Annotated in this window: 10 protein-coding genes; 5 read left to right on the top strand and 5 right to left on the bottom strand. The window is 65.2% G+C overall.

Features of this window, described 5'->3' with window-relative positions:
• Window positions 1-98 precede the first annotated feature (98 nt).
• Window positions 99-1,592, top strand: coding sequence for an aldehyde dehydrogenase (locus APH35_RS06080; protein WP_060514414.1), 1,494 nt, complete (start codon window positions 99-101; stop codon window positions 1,590-1,592).
• A gap of 204 nt (window positions 1,593-1,796) precedes the next feature.
• Window positions 1,797-4,682 carry an HD domain-containing phosphohydrolase gene (locus APH35_RS06075; RefSeq protein ID WP_060514413.1) on the top strand — a complete coding sequence of 962 codons (2,886 nt, stop codon included), beginning with the start codon at window positions 1,797-1,799 and terminating at the stop codon, window positions 4,680-4,682.
• A 3-nt stretch (window positions 4,683-4,685) separates the two neighbouring features.
• Here the strand turns inward: APH35_RS06075 and APH35_RS28155 are convergent, their stop codons facing one another.
• The 5 genes from APH35_RS28155 to APH35_RS06050 all read right to left on the bottom strand — a co-directional run bounded on the left by APH35_RS28155 (window position 4,686) and on the right by APH35_RS06050 (window position 12,000).
• Window positions 4,686-6,476: a sigma-54-dependent Fis family transcriptional regulator gene (locus tag APH35_RS28155; RefSeq protein ID WP_082425713.1), complete on the bottom strand. Its 1,791-nt coding sequence runs from the start codon at window positions 6,474-6,476 to the stop codon at window positions 4,686-4,688.
• A gap of 83 nt (window positions 6,477-6,559) precedes the next feature.
• Window positions 6,560-7,450 (bottom strand): transporter, encoded by an 891-nt coding sequence (locus tag APH35_RS06065; protein ID WP_060514412.1) that lies wholly within the window; start codon window positions 7,448-7,450, stop codon window positions 6,560-6,562.
• Window positions 7,451-7,510: 60 nt separating this feature from the next.
• On the bottom strand, window positions 7,511-8,635 hold the full coding sequence (locus tag APH35_RS06060) for an NAD(P)-dependent alcohol dehydrogenase (protein ID WP_060514411.1): 1,125 nt from the start codon (window positions 8,633-8,635) through the stop codon (window positions 7,511-7,513).
• 18 nt (window positions 8,636-8,653) lie between these two features.
• A complete protein-coding gene (locus APH35_RS06055; RefSeq protein ID WP_176729437.1) occupies window positions 8,654-10,123 on the bottom strand; it encodes a benzaldehyde dehydrogenase in 1,470 nt (489 codons plus the stop codon).
• Window positions 10,124-10,287: 164 nt separating this feature from the next.
• Window positions 10,288-12,000 carry an FAD-dependent oxidoreductase gene (locus APH35_RS06050; protein ID WP_060493855.1) on the bottom strand — a complete coding sequence of 571 codons (1,713 nt, stop codon included), beginning with the start codon at window positions 11,998-12,000 and terminating at the stop codon, window positions 10,288-10,290.
• A gap of 183 nt (window positions 12,001-12,183) precedes the next feature.
• On the opposite strand from APH35_RS06050, the gene APH35_RS06045 reads away from it, so the two are divergent.
• From APH35_RS06045 to APH35_RS06035, 3 genes are all read left to right on the top strand, one after another.
• Window positions 12,184-12,960, top strand: a complete 777-nt coding sequence (locus tag APH35_RS06045; protein ID WP_012272863.1) for an IclR family transcriptional regulator — start codon at window positions 12,184-12,186, stop codon at window positions 12,958-12,960.
• A gap of 139 nt (window positions 12,961-13,099) precedes the next feature.
• Entirely contained in the window at window positions 13,100-14,152 is a 1,053-nt protein-coding gene (locus APH35_RS06040) for a Gfo/Idh/MocA family protein (protein ID WP_071984461.1), read from the top strand.
• Window positions 14,153-14,182: 30 nt separating this feature from the next.
• Window positions 14,183-14,998 (top strand): sugar phosphate isomerase/epimerase family protein, encoded by an 816-nt coding sequence (locus APH35_RS06035; RefSeq protein WP_060514409.1) that lies wholly within the window; start codon window positions 14,183-14,185, stop codon window positions 14,996-14,998.
• Window positions 14,999-15,207: the final 209 nt, after the last annotated feature.

Genomic DNA, 15,207 nt, shown 5'->3' with positions numbered 1-15,207 from the left:
CAAGCCCGGCACACTTCCTGTTGGAGCGGATAAACCCGCCCCAGCAGGGAGCGCGTAGCCTTTACGAAAAGACTGCTCCAAAGCGATCAGGAGTACAAATGTACACCCTCGAATTCTGGCAACAACGCGCCTCGGACCTGTACCTGCCGTCCCAGGCGTTGATCAACGGCAAACCCGTCAACGCACAGGACGGCGCCACCTTCGCCGCCATCAACCCCGCCACCAACAAGGTATTGGCACAGGTGACTGCCTGCGGCCAAACCGAGGTCGACCTGGCTGTCGCCAGTGCCCGCCGAGCTTTCGAGCAAGGCCCGTGGCCACGCATGGCCCCTGGGGAGCGCAAGAAGGTGCTGCTGCGCTTGGCCGAGCTGATCATGGCCCATCGCGAAGAACTGGCCTTGCTGGACTCGCTGAACATGGGCAAGCCGGTGATGGATGCCTACAACATCGACGTGCCGGGCTCGGCACATGTGTTCGCCTGGTACGGTGAGGCGCTGGACAAGCTGTACGACCAGGTGGCGCCCACCGCGCCGAATGCGCTGGCCACCATCACCCGCGAAGCACTGGGTGTGGTCGCGGCCGTGGTGCCGTGGAACTTCCCCCTCGACATGGCCGCCTGGAAGCTTGCCCCGGCGTTGGCCGCCGGCAATAGCGTGGTGCTCAAACCCGCCGAACAGTCACCGTTCTCGGCCTTGCGCCTGGCCCAACTGGCGCTGGAAGCGGGCTTGCCGGAAGGCGTGCTGAACGTGGTGCCGGGGCTGGGCGAGCAGGCCGGGCAGGCGCTGGGCCTGCACCCGGATGTGGACTGCCTGGTGTTCACCGGCTCTACCCAGGTGGGCAAGTACTTCATGCAGTATTCGGCGCAGTCCAACCTCAAGCAGGTGTGGCTGGAGTGCGGCGGCAAGAGCCCCAACCTGGTGTTCGAAAACTGCCAGGACCTGGACCTGGCTGCGGAAAAGGCCGCCTTCGGCATTTTCTTCAACCAGGGCGAGGTGTGCTCGGCCAACTCGCGGCTGTACGTGCAGCGCGCCATCCATGATGAATTTGTCGAGCGTCTGCAGGCCAAGGCCCGCCAGTGGTTGCCGGGTAACCCGCTGAACCCGGCGAGCCGCGCCGGGGCCATTGTCGATGCCGAGCAAACCCGCCGTATCGAGGCTGCCATCGCCCTTGCCGGGCAAGAGGGCGCTCGTTTGGTGTGTGGTGGCCGACGCCTGACCCTCGACGGTTCGGACAACTACATCGAGCCGACTATCTTTGCCGGTGTCGAGGGCCGCATGAAGCTGGCGCGCGAAGAGGTATTCGGGCCCGTGCTGGCCGTCAGCGCCTTCGACACGGAAGAAGAAGCGGTGCGCCTGGCCAACGACAGCATCTATGGCCTGGCGGCCTCGGTGTGGAGCGATGACTTCAACCAGGTACACCGGGTCGCGCGGGCGTTGAAGGCCGGCACCGTGTCGGTGAACACGGTTGATGCACTGGATGTGACGGTGCCATTCGGCGGGGGCAAGCAGTCGGGCTTTGGCCGCGACCTGTCGCTGCATTCGTTCGACAAGTATTCACAACTCAAGACCACCTGGTACCAGTTGCGCGCCTAAGCGCCTGGCGCACTATTTGCCGTGCCTGTGAGATCGAGCGCCGCCCGCGCGGCGCTCGATCTCACAGGCGCTGCAAATCCACCGGCAGGCACCTGAACGGCCTAACCCCATACTAATTTCCGTAACCCCAGCAAAAAGCTCACGCGCACTCTACACTGCTCCGGATATCAGCCAAGGCAATGCGCCATACATGGAGTACCTGGGATGGGCTACGTGTCGAATGGTCGTGCCTCTGGAAACGCCGGATGGGGTATTTCACTGCAGTGGCTGGTGGCGCTGGCCATTGTGCTGGGTATGCTGCTGCTGGGCGCCGCCCTGGCCTGGCAAGGCTATCGCGGCATTCGCCAGACCCTGGTAGCCGCCGCAGGCGATTCCGCCTTGCAAATGGGTAAGACCATCGACGAGCGTGCCCGGCGCCTGATCGACCCGGCGCAAAGCAGTATCCGCCTGCTTGCCTACAACCCGGCCGCGCACACCCTGGCGCAGCGCCTGGAGCGGTTGCCGCAGCTGGTGGAAACGCTCGACGCCAACCGCATGCTCAGCGCCGCCTACCTGGGCTACCCCAATGGTGATTTCTTGCTGGTACGGCGCTTGCGTGACCCGCAATTGCTGCAACTTTTCAGCGCGCCACCAGGCACGGTGTTTCTGGTGCAAAGCGTCAACCGTGAGGGTGGGGCGGTACAAGGCGAATGGCGCTTCTACGACCGGGCATTGAACTTGTTGCAGACCCAGGCCAAACCCGAGTACCGCTACGATCCGCGCCTGCGTCCGTGGTTCGTCGAAGCCGCAGCACAAGCCACCACCGTGCTGACCCGCCCCTACGTGTTTTTCACCACCCGGGAAGTCGGCCTGACCATGGCCCAGCGCAGCGTCGACGGGGGGACCGTGATCGGCATGGACGTGTCGGTCAATGACCTGGCCAGCGAAACCCAGGACTTGCGCATGACGCCCGGCACCGAGATTGTCGTGGTCGATGACCAGGGCCGCGTGGTGGCCTACCCAGACCTGCAACGGGTGATCGTGCACGAGGGGCAGGGGGTGCGCCTGTCGAGCGTTGGCGAACTGGGTATTGCCAGCTTGCAGCACCTGTTTGCCGACCTGCCGGCAGGCACCCAGCCGCAGCCTTACCTGGTGGATGGCCTGACCTGGTACGGCATGCGCGTGCAACTGACCACCTTGGCCGGGCAGAACCTGCAAGTGCTGATTGCCGTGCCGGCTGATGAGTTGCTGGCCGGCGCACGCAAGGTGTTGTTCGAGCAGTTGCTCTGGACAGCGGCACTGATGGTCGTCCTGCTGGTGCTCGGCGGTGTGATTGGCCGGCGCATCGCTCGGCCGTTGCGGCGTTTGGCCGAACAGGTGCAGGGCCTGGCCGGTTTCGATTTCGGCCGTGAAGTGGGGGTGCATTCGCGGGTGACCGAGGTGCGTGAGTTGAGCCAGGTGCTGAGCCGCATGTCTGGCACCATCGGCAACTTCCAGGCGATTACCCTCACGCTCAGCCGCGAACGCGACCTGGAGCACATGCTTGATGGTGTTCTGAGCCACCTGGTGAAGGCCGCAGGGGTCAACGCCGGCGTGGTGTACCTGTACGACGACGAGCGTGCACTGCTGCGCCTGGCCGCCTCTTGCCGTGGCGAGCAGTACCCGGTTGAACTGGTCGTGGACAAAGGCGACCAGCAGCGCCTGGCCGTTGCGGTGACCCAAGCCCTGGGCTTGCACGAGCATAGCCTGGCCGTGGTGCTCAATGACCGTAGCCAAGCGCTGCTGGGCATTCTGCTGTTGCAACTGGACGAAGCGCCTGGGCGTGCGCAGGCAGGTCAGCCGTTCCGGCGCTTTGTCGAGGAGCTGTCCGGGGTGGCGGCAGTGGCCATCGAGACGCGCCAGCTGGCCGAAGCCCAGCGGCGTCTGATGGATGCCATGATCAAGCTGCTGGCCGACGCCATCGATGCCAAGAGCCCCTACACCGGCGGCCACTGCGAACGGGTGCCCCAGCTGGCGCAGATGCTGCTGGACCAGGCCGTGGCAGCTGACAGTGGCCCCTACGCCAGCTTCAGCATGACCGAGGCCGAACGTTACGAATTCCGTGTGGCAGCCTGGTTGCACGATTGTGGCAAGGTCACCAGCCCCGAGTACGTGGTGGACAAGGCGACCAAGCTTGAGACCCTGTACAACCGCATTCATGAAGTGCGCATGCGTTTTGAAGTGCTCTGGCGCGATGCCGAACTTACCTACTGGCAGGGCCTGGCCAGCGGTGCCGAGCCGCAGGCCTTACGTCGTGCCTTGAGCGTTGCCCAGGCCGAGCTGCAGGTCGACTTTGCCTTCGTCGCCCAGGCCAACATCGGCGGCGAGTTCATGCAGGACGCCGATATCCAGCGCTTGCAACAGATCGGCCAGCGCCGCTGGCTGCGCCATTTCGATAACCGCCTGGGTATCTCCCGTGATGAAGCGGAGCACCTTGCCGGCGTGGCGCAACCTGCGCTACCGGTAGCGGAACCATTGCTGGCCGACCGCCCCGAGCACTGTGTGCCCTGGGGCGCTCGCACGCCGCCGGTGGGCAAGGACGACCCGCGCAATACCTGGGGGTTCGACATGCGCTTGCCAGCCCACGCCAGCAACCACGGCGAGCTGTACAACCTGGCGATCCGCCGTGGCACGCTGAATGACGAAGAGCGGTTCAAGATAAACGAGCACATCGTGCAGACCATCATCATGCTCAGTTCATTGCCGTTCCCGCGCCACCTCAAGCGGGTACCCGACATCGCTGGCAACCACCACGAAAAGATGAACGGCAGCGGTTACCCGCGCCGGCTGGGCGAGCAGGACCTGGGCATTGCAGAACGGGTGATGGCGATTGCCGATATCTTCGAGGCGCTGACAGCGGCCGACAGGCCTTACAAACCGCCGAAGACCTTGTCCGAATCGGTGAAGATCATGGTGTTCATGGTCCGTGACGGGCACCTCGACGGGCAACTGCTGCAGCTGTTCATCAGCAGCGGGGTTTACCGCCAATACGCCGAGCGCTTCCTGCGCGCCGAACAGATCGACGAGGTGGATGTGGCCTACTGGCTGGAGCAGATACGCTGCCCGGCCTGAGCGCTACTGCTTGCCCAGGCGCTTGTACAAGGTAGTGCGCGAGATACCGAGTTCCTTGGCGGCGGCGCTGACGTTACCGGCATGGGCCAGCAGGACGCGCTCGATCACTTCCTGGGTAGCGTCGGCAAGGTTGCACGAGGTCACGTGCGCCTGGCCTTGCAGGTCGTCGGGAAGGTGCTGCAGGTCGATGCACGGTTCGCCAGCGGCCAGCACCCCGACCAGGCGCGCCACGTTGTCCAGTTGCCGCAGGTTGCCCGGCCAGTGGTAGGCCTGCAATTGGCGCCTGGCCTCTGCCGCCAACGGCGGGAAGCCTGGGCGCTGGAAAAAATTGTCGATCAGTTGCGCCTTGTCCAGGCGCTGTTCCAGGGCAGGCAGGGCCACGCGCAGGCCGTCCAGGCGGTAGAACAGGTCCTCGCGAAAGCCGCCGCTGCTCACCAGGCTGGCGAGGTCCTTGTGGGTGGCGGCGATGACGTGGGCCTTCAGCGCCACGCTGCTGGTGCTGCCAACACGGGTGATCTGCCGCTCCTGCAAGGCACGCAGCAGCCGGCTTTGCAGGGCCAACGGCATGTCACCGATTTCGTCCAGCAGCAAGATGCCGTCGCCGGCGGACTCCAGCAGGCCCACGGCGCCGCCTTTGCGAGCGCCGGTGAAGCTGCCTTCGGTGTAGCCGAACAGTTCAGCTTCGATGAGGCTCTCGGGCAGGGCTGCGCAGTTGATTGCAATGAACGGGGCCTGTGGGCAGCAGTGTTCGTGCAGCGCCTTGGCGAACACTTCTTTACCAGAACCGGTCGGCCCGGTGATCAGCACCGGCAGGTTTCCAGCCACGGCCTTGCAGGCATCTGCGAAGCGGGCGTTGACCCGCCGATCGCTGCCCAGCGCCGTGTGGCTGGCCCGCAGTGGCCGTGGCTTGGCGGCAGGCTGCGCCAATAGCCGGCCATACAGGCGAGAGCCGTCGGCCAAGGCCAGCAGCTGCGGCGAGCCATCCAGGCCGTTGTGGCCAGGGCGGTCGAACAGTTGCTCCAGCGTCAGCCCTTCAGGGCGGTAGCTGGGCACGCCCAGCAACTGCTGTGCGGCGCGGTTGGCTGCGTACACCGTGCCATCGTCGTGCACGGCCAGCAGCGCCTGCAGTGGCGAGCCGAGCAGCCTTGGGTCGTGTTGCAGCTCCAGGATGCGGCAGCCCGGCAGGCCGTGGAAGAAATTGTTTTCGGTCGCCAGCGCCGCATGTTTGAGGCGTTCGAGCATGGTCCCGGCATTGCGTGTGCCGATACCGGTCAGGTCCAGCGCCCCGAGCAGCTCGCCATTGACCCCGCGCAATGGCACGCTGACGCAGAAAAACTGGGCAAACTCCTGCAGGTAATGCTGGTTGCCGGCAACGATCGCCGGCAGGCCGTCCATCAGCGTGCAGGCCGGGGCAGTGGTGCCGACGTCGACCTCGCTGACCCGGCGCCCGGTGTGCAGGGCCGACAACGGGCCGTCGATGCCTGATGGCTTGCGGGTCTGGACAATGCGGTTATCCGGGTTGACGCAAAACAGCATCCAGTGCGAATCGCCAATCAGTTCCCATAACCGTTCCAGCTCTGGCTGCACGCAGGCAGCCAGTTGGCTGTCGGCCTCGGTCAGTGGCAGCACATCCAGCTGCCCGTGTGCCAGGCGCGGTTGCCACGGGCTGAGCCCGGCGGCCCTGGAACGCTCCCACGAACGCTCGATAGGTTCCGGCAGCAGCCCGGCGGGCAACGGCAGGCCTTCGGCGAACTGCTGGCGGGCGCTGTGCAACTGGAGTTGTAGGCGATCCATGGGTACACCTTGTGAGGGTTTACAGCACGCTGCTGACTGCGCACGTTGCGCCGCTGCCAGCAGCGCGTCAAGGCTGCCAAGCATCAGAACAGCAGCAGCGCCCGCAGGTTGACCCCGGTGTCCTCCTGGAAACCACCGACCACGCGGGTGTCGTGGGTCAACTGGCCGCTCAACTGCACGGTGCTGCCGACCATCTGCTGAAACTCCAGACGCACTTGCTGCACCTCGGTCTTCTGCCCCGTGTAGTCGCCCGACAGGTGCTGCTTGCCGCCTTCGCTGGCGGAGAAGCCCAGGGCCAGGCGCTGGGCCGGGTTGAAGTCGTAGCGCAGGTTGGTCTGCAACTGGTAGGTCGTGTCCTGGCGCAATGTCTGGCTGCCGCTGCCGGCCTTGTCGTTGCTGCCATAGAACACGGCATCGGCATACCACTCCATGGACCAGCGGCCCCACAGCGGTTCTACCCAGCCCAGTTGCAGGTCGCCTTTCCAGCGGTTTTCGCCCAGGTTCACACCGGCGCCGCGGTCGTATTGGCCCCACGGCAGGTACAGCAGTGGGGTAATGCCGAAGTAGCGGCCGCTGGCGCCCAGCCCAGGCTGGTTTACCAGCCAGAAGGTGGCACCGATGATCGGGTCGGCCATGCCGCTGTTGCTGCCCAGCGACTGCCCGCCAACCTTCACGTCGTAGACATGGCCGAAGGGCAGGAGTATTTGCGGGTCCACGGTGATGCCGGCAATCTCGGTGAAATGGATCAGACGCAGGATGCTGATGTTGGAGCGCAGGCTGGTGCCGTGTGTGGCGTCGGGCGCACCGTCGCCGTTGAAGCGGTCGGCGCGGCTGAATTGCTGGTACCAGGCGGCGACGTTGGTGCCTGGGGGCAGCGCCGTGTAGTCGCCGGCATTCACATCGACAGCCAGGGCCTTGGCTGAAACCAGCACGCAGGCCAGCATGCCCCAGGCAAGGCTGGAGTTCTTTGTCATGTCAGGGGTTCCCTTGTTCTTGTTATGGCGTGGGGCAGCCCTTGGCTGCCCCTGGGGGCGTTACTTCTGGATACGGATGATCGGTTTCAGCGTCAGGCCTTTTTCGCTGTCCTCGGCGGCCTGGTTGATCTGCTCGAAGTCATAGAAACGCACCAGTTTGTCGAAGGCGAAGCGGCCCTGCAGGTACAGGTTGACCAGCTCGGGGATGAACTTCTTCGGCACGCTGTCACCCTCGACGATGCCGCGAATGACCTTGCCGCCCAGCAGCAGGTCGTTGACGTCGAACTGTGCAGTGGTGCCCAGCGGCGGCGCACCGACCACCCCCAGTGCGCCACGGCTGCCAAGGGCATCCACGGCCTGGCGCAGCACTTCCGGGCGCCCCGTGGACTCCAGGGCGAACTGCACGCCGCCGCCGGTGATTTCGCGGATGGCTGCCACCGGGTCGGTTTCACGGCTGTTGACCACGTGGGTGGCGCCCAGCTCCAGGGCCAGCGCCAGACGCGAAGGCACCACGTCGACCGCGATGATGGTGGCGGCGCCTGCCACTTGCGCGGCCAGCACGGCGGACAGGCCCACCGCACCGCCGCCAAAGGCGGCAAAGGCGCTGCCCGGGGTGACCCTGAGCGAGTTGATCACCGCGCCGGCGCCTGTCTGGATACCGCAACCCAGCGGGCCAAGCAGCTCGATTGGCGCTTCCTTGGGCACCCGCACGGTGTTGTTCTCGCGCCCCAGTGCGTAGGTGGCGAACGACGACTGGGCGAAGAAGTGGTCATTCAGGGCGTAGCCTTGTTCATCCTGCAGCGCATGTTCGCCTTCGGGGCCAGCACCACTGAAATTGCGCCCGAAAAAGTCCTGGCAGTAGGCGGCCTGGCCGGCGTCGCAGGCCAGGCAGTGGCCGCAGTAGCCGTAGGTCATCACCACGTGGTCGCCCACGGCCAGGTTCTGTACCAAAGGGCCAACGGCCTCGACGATGCCAGAGCCTTCGTGCCCCAGCACCGCTGGCAGCGGCACGGGGTAGTACTGGTCGCGCACGATCATGTCGGTGTGGCACATGCCGGTGGCGACGATGCGCACCAGCACCTCATCACCTTGCGGCGCACGAATACGCGCCTGTTCCAGCACGAAGGGGGCGCCTTTGCCACGGGTGACGGCAGCTTGAATGGGGCGAAACAGAGGTGTTGTCATTGTTATTGTTCTCCGGGGTTACAGGGGGTAGGCAGGCGCTTGGCCCTTGAGGGTCAGCCATTGCCATTGGGTGAACTCTTCCCAGTTGGCGGCGCCACCGATGCTGCTGCCGTTGCCGGATGCACCCACGCCGCCGAAAGGGTTGATGACCTCGTCGTTGACGGTCTGGTCGTTGATATGCAGAAGCCCGGTGCGCAATTGTTCGCCCAGGCGCAAGGCGCGGCCGGTATCGCGCGACAGGATGGCGGCGCTCAAGCCGTAGTCCGTGTCGTTGGCCAGTTCCACGGCCTGCTCATCGCTATCGAACGGCACCACCACGGCCACGGGGCCAAAGATTTCCTCGTGAAATGCCGGGTTGTCACGCTGCACGTCGCTGAGCACGGTCGGCTGGAAGAACAGCCCGTCAGCCGCACCGCCGGTTGCCAGCGTTGCCCCGGCAGCGCGTGCGGCGTCGACGATGCGCAAGGCGTTGTCACGCTGGGCCGCGTTGATCAGCGGGCCTAGGTGTACCTGGCCGCTGGCCGGGTCGCCCACCGTCAGGCTGCGTGCCTTGGCCACCAGGCGCGCGACGAACGCGTCATAGATGCCCCGTTGCACCAGCACCCGGCCGGTCGACATGCAGATTTGCCCCTGGTGCAGGTACACCCCCCAGGTAGCGTTGGCGATGGCCAGGTCCAGGTCGGCGTCGTCGAGGATGATCAACGAGTTCTTGCCTCCCAGTTCGAGCGAGACTTTCTTCAGGTGGCGACCGGCAGCTTCGCCCACTTTGCGGCCAGCGGCGGTGGAACCGGTGAACTGGATCATCGCCACGCTGGGTGACGCAGTCAGCGCTGCACCGGCCTCTGCGCCGCCCGGCAGCACATGCAGCACGCCTGCCGGCAAACCTGCCAGCTCGAAGATGCGGGCGATGACATGGCCGCCGCACACTGCGGTGCGCGGGTCGGGCTTGAGCACGACCGCATTGCCCGTGGCCAGTGCCGGGGCAACCGCACGCATGGCCAGGTACAGCGGGAAGTTGAATGGTGAAATGACTCCGATCACGCCCAGCGGGCGGCGCCGCGCGATGCTCAGGCGGCCGGCTGTGGAAGGCAGTACTTCGCCTTGGCTGCGCGAGGGAAGGGCACAGGCTTCGTGCAGCGCTTTGATGCTGATGGAGGCCTCGAAGCCGGCCTTGGCCTGGGTCGAGCCACTTTCGCGAACGATCCAGTTGGCGATCTCGGCCTGGTATTGCTCGGCGATAGCGGCGGCCTTGCGCAGGACTTTGGCGCGTTCGTCGTAGGGCAGGGCATACCAACTGCGCTGGGCCGTGGCGGCCTCGCGCGCGCTGTGCTCCACCTGTTTGGCACCGGCGTTGGCCAGGGCACCCAGTGCCACGCCATTGCCAGGGGAGGTAACGGCGGTGGCGGGCAGCTCACCGGGTACCCAGGTACCGGTGAACAGCCGCTCGTTCCAGAGTTCGTTGGGCAGTAAGGTATCCACGCAAAGCATCCTGTGTTGTTGTGTTCACGGATGCTTGTTGCAGGGGGTGTGCCAAGGTGCAGCGGCCATAGAATTCAGGAGCTGCGGGCCTGGCGGTGTTCACAACCTGAACAATCGACGGTTTTGCGAGTGTTCATTTTCTGAACAGGGCGCTGCAAGCCTTTCGGCTTGCCTCACTCGTATCCTTGCGCCCCGGCAATATGCCGCCCGGCCACATAGCCGAAGGTCAGCGCCGGCCCCAGGTTGATGCCGCCCGATGGGTACCAGCCACCAAACACGCTGGCCATGTCGGTACCCGCCGCATACAAACCTGCAATCGGCTGCCCGGCCTCATCCAGCACCCGGGCATTGCCGTCGGTGCGCAGCCCGGCAAAGGTGCCGAAGCAGCCGGGCTGTACTTTCACCGCATAGAACGGCCCGTGCTCGATGGGCGCCACGCAAGGGTTGGGGCCTTTGTGCCCAGGGTCGCCTTGCTTACGGTTGAACGGCGTGGAGCCCCGGCCAAAGGCGGGGTCCTGGCCATTGCGTGCGTGCTTGTTGAAGTCGCTGACCGTGGCCCTTAACCCGGCCGGGTCAATGCCGCAGGCATCCGCCAACGCTTCCAGCGTGGCGCCTTGCTTGAGGTAGCCGCTGCGCACATGGGGCCCCACCGGCAACGGCGCGGGGCGGGCGTGGCCCAGCCCGTAGCGGCGCAGGAACCGATGGTCGCAGACCAGCCACGAACACACCGCTTCATCCTGCGGCACCGCCGCGACCATCGCCGATACATAGTCGTAGTAGCCATGCGCTTCATTGACGAAGCGCTTGCCGTTGGCCAGCACGCCGATAATGCCCGGCTTGCCGCGCTCGATAATGTGCGGAAAATGGCCGACGCTGCCGTCGCGGTGCGGCACCTGCGAAACCGGTGCCCAGGCCACCGGCGATTTCAAGTCGGTGGCAACCACGCCACCGGCAGATTCCCCCAGGCGCAGGCCATCGCCCGAGCAGCCCTTGGGCGGCAGCGCCAGGTTGTCGTGGCCGCTGGCATCGCGGGGGAACAATTGCCGGCGGCGGGCGTTGTCGTTGGGGAAGCCGCCTGCCGCCAGCACTACGGCCTTGGCGCGAATCAGCTGCTCGCCCTGCGGTGTGGCCACCCGTGCCCCGCGCACCTGGCCATCCTCGACCAGCAGGTGCTTGGCCGGCGCCGATTCTTGCAGGTGCACGCCCAGGTCCTGCGCCGATTTGGCCAGGCGCGCCACCAGCGCCACGCCGTTGACCAGGTGCATCGCCCGGCCGTAGCGGGCCAGGTGGTACAGGTGGCGGCCAAAGCGTTTGCACACATGCAGCAGGGCTTTGGGCGAGCGGGTCATGTTGAGAAAAGCAGCAAGGTCGGCGCCGGCCATGATCGGCATGCCCATGAACGAGGTTTCGCGCAGGGTCTTGCGCAAGCGCGGCAGCAGGGCGCCAACCTCGCGGGCGTCATAGGGCGCGGCGATCACCTGGTGCCCGCCCTGGGCTGCCCCCGGTGTGTCGCCATGCATGTCGGGTATACCGTTGCCGTCGGCAAACTGCAACGCCGTGTGCTTCTCGAAAAACGCCACCATGTGCGGGCACGCTTCAAGGAAGGCATCGACGCGCTCGGCGTTGTAGTTAGCCCCCAGTTCATGGCGCAGATAAGTGCGTGGCTGTTCGATGTCTTCTACGATGCCGGCCCTGCGCGCCAGTGGATTGCGCGGCGCCCAGGCCCAGCCACCGGACCAGGCGGTGGCACCGCCAAACACCGGTTCCTTCTCCACCAGGATCACCTTCTGCCCATGCCAGGCAGCCGTTACGGCCGCAGCCAGCCCGGCGGCGCCAGAGCCTATGACCAGTACATCGCATTCGGTTTCGAAGGGAGCGGAAGGCATCACGGGATTCCTGTATTGTTATTGGAACAAGGTTCCATATTCTTGTCGGCAGCGTCTCGGCCTGCAAGGGCAGGCGGGTTGTGCCAGGCAAGTACTGGGCGATCATCGGACATTCACAGTCGCTGGCTAGCGACGATGTGGAATCATCTTCTAGAATTCGCAAAAAAATCAGGGACCTGTGTCATGGCTGGTAGTCAGATCGAACGCGCCTTCAGTCTTGTAGAAAGCCTTGCCGGTGAGCCCCAGGGGCTACCGCTGCAAACCCTGGCCGAGCGCCTGGACATTCCCAAAAGCGCTGCCCACCGCATGCTCACCGAGCTGGTGCGGCTGGGCTATGTGCGACAAAACCGGGAAAGCAGCCGTTATCAGCTATCGGCCAAGCTGGTCGCGCAGGGCTTTCGTTACCTGGCCAGCAGCGGTGCCGACATCATCCAGCCGATTCTCGACCGCCTGGCCCAGGACAGCGGTGAACTGGTACGCCTGGGTGTGATCGAGGGCGTCCGGCAAACCTGGATCGCCAAGTCCCAGGGCGCCCGCTCCGGGCTGCGCTACGACCCGGACATGGGCCGCGATGCGCCGCTGTTCTATACCGCCTCCGGGCATGCCTGGCTGGCCAGCCTGAACGATGAGCAGGCGCTGCAGATGGTGTTGCGCCAAGGCATTGCCGACCCCGCTCAGTTCGGCCCGAATGCACCGCGCTCCACCGATGAGCTGCTCGCCTACCTGCACCGCGCCCGCGAGCGTGGCTACGCCTGGGTCGAGGAAACCTCCGCCATTGGCACGTCGGCCCTCGCCGCAGTGGTGCGCCGCCCGCAAAGTGACGAGGTCATCGGCGTGCTGAGCATCGCCGGGCCCAGCGCGCGCCTGGCACAAAGCCGCCTGCCCGAGCTGGCACCGCTGCTGCTGGCGGCGGCGGACGAACTGTCGGCTGCCAGCCGCGCCAGCGAGTTGTTCGCTTGAAGGCATAAAGCGGTCGATTACCGCACAGTCTGTTGCGCCGGTTCTTCTGAAAAGCTGAACCAGGTTCTAAATTGTTGATCGTTGATTCTGGAACTGAGTTTCAGAATTCACAAAACAACAATGACAAGAGGACAGGCTGTTGAACGCACCCCTTCGTATTGCCTTGATCGGCGCTGGCATCATGGGCCGCCAGCACTACCAGCACTTGCGCAATGTGCCGCAAGCCCAACTGTGTGCCGTGGCCGACCCCGGCCCACAGGCCGAAGCCTTCGCCGCCGAGTGCGGTGTGCCTTGTTTTGCCGACCATCGCCAGATGCTGGAGCGTGTGCGCCCGGAGGCGGTGATCATCGCCAACCCCAACAATCAGCATGTGGCCACCGCGTTGGATTGCGTCGAGGCCGGCGTGCCGGTGCTTGTAGAAAAACCGGTAGGCGTACATCTGGATGAAGTTCGGGCACTGGTAGAGGCTTCGCATCGGCGCAATGTGCCGGTGCTGGTCGGCCACCATCGCCGGCACAACCCGCTGATCGCCAAGGCGCACCAGGTGATCAGCGAAGGCAAGCTGGGCCGGCTGATCAACGTCACCGCGCTGTGGCAGTTGCAAAAGCCCGACAGCTATTTCGAAACCCCCTGGCGTCGCGAGCCAGGGGCGGGCTTTTTGCTGACCAACCTGATCCACGACCTGGATCTGCTGCGTCACCTGTGTGGTGAGGTGGTGCAGGTGCAGGCGTTCACCCGCAACGATGTACGTGGTTTTGCCAACGAAGACAGCGCAGCAGTGCTGCTGCAATTCGCCAATGGCGCGTTGGGCAGCCTGACGGGCTCGGACGCGGTGGCCGCGCCCTGGAGCTGGGAGCTGGACTCTGGCGAAAGCCCGATCTACCCGCGCCAGGACGGTCAGCCGTGTTACATGCTGGCTGGTACTCAAGGGGCGTTGAGCATTCCCCAGCTCAAGCGCTGGCATTACGCCGAGGCCGGTTCGGGCTGGCACACGCCGCTGCTGCAGTGCGAGGAGAGCATCCCCGCTGGCGAGGCGTTGACCCTGCAGTTGCAGCACTTCGTGCGGGTTGCCCGTGGTGAACAGGCGCCGCTGATCGATGCCGCCGACGGTGGCCGCACCCTCGCGCTGATCGAAGCGATCCGCCAGGCAGCCGAAAGCGGCCGGGCCTGCGCGCCCGAGCACATTGGCTGAAGCAACCTTACTCTTTACTGGTGACGATAAATGACTGATCGGATTTTCTCCCTCGCGGCCCTGACGGTACTCGAGCTGTCCCCACCGGACATGGTCGAGGCTGCCGCCCGCGCGGGTTACAGCCACGTTGGCCTACGCCTGGTGCCCGCTACCGAACACGAGCAGCACTTCCCGTTGGTGGCCGATGCCGACCTGCGTCGGCAGACCCAGGCGCGCCTGCGCGACACCGGCATCAAGGTGCTCGACCTGGAGATTCTGCGCCTCAAGCCGGAAACCTGCGTCGCCGATTTCGAACCGATCCTGGCGGTGGGCGCCGAGTTGGGGGGCACCGAACTGCTGGTGGCTGGCAACGACCCGGACGAAGCGCGGCTGACCGAACGCTTTGCCGCTTTGTGCGAGCTGGCGGCGCGCTACGGCATCTACCCGCACCTGGAGTTCATGCCCTGGACCGACGTGCGCGACCTGCGCCAGGCCATGCGAGTGGTGGCCAACGCCGACCACGCCAATGGCTGCGTGCTGGTGGATGCCTTCCACTTCAACCGATCCCACTCATCGTTGGACCACCTGGCGCAGTTGGCACCGCAGCGCATGCGCTATGCCCAGCTGTGTGACGTGGCCGGCCCAGTACCGGCCGACATGGACGAGATTCTGCGCCAGGCGCGTAACGAGCGACGCTTCCCCGGTGATGGCGATGCCGACCTGGTCAGCCTGCTGCGCGGCTTGCCGCCAACCGTGCCGCTGAGCCTGGAAATACCCACACGGCAGTTGCTGGAGCAGGGCATCAGCGGCGAACAGCGCGCGCGCATGGCGCTGGAGAAAGCCCTGGCGGTGTTGGCCAAGGTCTGATTTCGACCGGCAGCGCCCCCTTTTGTAGGAGCGGCCTTGTGTCGCGAAAGGGCCGCAAAGCGGCCCCAGATTCTCAGGCGTGTTGCAGAAATCGCTGGGGCTGCTTTGCAGCCCTTTCGCGACGCAAGGCCGCTCCCACTGTCATGGCCATTATCACCAGCCCAAAAAAAGGGCCCGCAAGGGCCCCGTAGAGAAAAGTGGCTAGCGCC

The sequence above is a fragment of the Pseudomonas sp. NBRC 111132 genome, assembly GCF_001320565.1.
Lineage (GTDB): Bacteria > Pseudomonadota > Gammaproteobacteria > Pseudomonadales > Pseudomonadaceae > Aquipseudomonas > Aquipseudomonas putida_P.
Note: the sequence above shows the minus strand (reverse complement) of the source record. Positions and strands in the feature narration are given on the sequence as shown.